This window comes from Thermodesulfobacteriota bacterium (assembly GCA_040756475.1).
In the GTDB taxonomy this organism is placed as follows: Bacteria; Desulfobacterota; Deferrisomatia; order Deferrisomatales; family JACRMM01; genus JBFLZB01.
The window spans coordinates 1-1,741 of sequence record JBFLZB010000359.1; the positions used below are offsets into that span (position 1 = coordinate 1).

Annotated in this window: 1 protein-coding gene and 1 pseudogene; both read right to left on the reverse strand. The window is 69.8% G+C overall.

The annotated features are described in order from the left end of the window. Positions 1-95: 95 nt before the first annotated feature. A pseudogene (locus AB1578_23705) lies at positions 96-756 on the reverse strand (four helix bundle suffix domain-containing protein). Between the two features lie 106 nt (positions 757-862). Continuing rightward, positions 863-1,741 (reverse strand): uroporphyrinogen decarboxylase (gene hemE, locus AB1578_23710; protein ID MEW6490904.1); only part of this gene is annotated, 879 nt, incomplete at its 5' end.

Here is a 1,741-nt window from a genome sequence, read left to right on the forward strand (position 1 = left end):
GCTATCGGGATCGGGATCGCCACCGAGGTCTCGATGCCGATGCCGATCCCGATACCGGGGGGCAACCCACCCCGGAGTCGCCCGTTGCGCGATGGTCACGGCCTTCGGCGGCGCTCCTGGCGGGTGCGGTAGAGCCGCTCGGTGAACCCGCCCTCGGCCTCGAAGGCCCGGGCCTGGGAGGCCAGCTGGCGGTCGAGGAGGCCGCAGGCGACGTTCACGAGAGAGAGCGGCGTTGGCGGCAAGGGTGGCTGAGCTCACGGACGGGCACGGACTACCACGGACCGGCACGGACGAGGGGCCGGCCGGCGCTTTTCCGTGTTCGTCCGTGCCCATCCGTGGTGGTCGGTGCAACCCCCGTTGCCGCTCATCCACCACCCAAGCCCTCACCTCGTCCACGGTGCTGCACCGCCTTGCCCGAAACCGGGCCAGCGCCGGGTGGTCCGGCTCCCACTTTGGGAGGCCCCGCTGCCGCAGGAAGTCCTCGTAGTCGAGCCGCAGCTCCTCCAGGCTCGCCCGGGCCACGTTGGTGAGCTTGAGCTCCGTCTTCTTCGAGGTGCCCGAGGCCTGGCTCCCCTCGGCGATGTTCTGTACCCCGCTGCGCGCGGCCTGGACCATCTGGTCGTGGGTGCGGCTGCGGCGGTCGACGTAGCGGTCGCAAAAGCGCACGGTGAGGTCGTAGACGAGCTACGCCACCCGAAAGCTCTTGAGCCTCCGGTAGCCGCCGTGCTTCGGGATCAATAGCTCACGGCCCGCCATGCTCCACCCCCTCTCCCACTCGCGTCCGTGTCCGTCCGTGGAGGTCGGTGCGCGTCCGTGGCCCCTCGCCCGGCCCTTCCCTCGGCGGGGAGAGGGGGGAAGCCGCCTACCGCACCCCGGCCTCGTGCACGGCGTCGACCACCGCCCTGGCGGTGTCGACGCTCGCCATGGGCATGATGCCGTGGCCGAGGTTGAAGATGTGGCCGCGGGCGGCCTTGCCCTTCTGGACGATCTCCGCCGCGGTGCGCTGGGCGACGTCGACGGGGGCGAACATGTAGGCGGGGTCCATGTTGCCCTGGACGCTGAAGCCCGGGCCGATGATGCGGATGGCGTCGGCGAGGTCGATGTGCCAGTCGAGGCCCAGCACGTGGCCCCCGGCCTGCTTGACCAGTTCGAGCATGAGGCCGGCGCCCTTGACGAAGTGGATGATCGGTACGCTTTGGTCGAGGCTTGCCAGGATGCGCTTGGAGTGGGGCAGCACGTACTTCGCGTAGTCCGCGGGGGAGAGGATGCCGCCCCAGGTGTCGAAGAGCTGCAGCGCCTGGGCCCCGGCGGCGGCCTGGGCGTTGAGGTAGGCGATGACGGTATCGGAGACCTTGTCCATGAGGTCGCGGAAGAGGTCGGGGGCGGTAAACATCATGCGCTTCAAGTTGGCGAACTCGCGGCTTCCCTTGCCCTCCACCATGTAGGCCGCCAGGGTGAAGGGGGCCCCCGAGAAGCCGATCAGGGGCACCTTGCCGGCGAGCTCCCTGCGGATGAGGCGCACGGCGTCGAGCACGTAGGGCACGTCGGCCTCGGGTTCGCACACCCGCAGGGCGTCCACCGCGGCCCGGGTGCGGATGGGCTCCATGACGGGGCCGGGGTTGAACTCCACCTTACAGCCCATTCCTTCGAGCGGAATCATGATGTCGGAGAAGAGGATCGCCGCGTCCACCCCCAACCGATCCAGGGGCTGCAGGGTGACCTCGCAGGCCAGCTCCGGGGT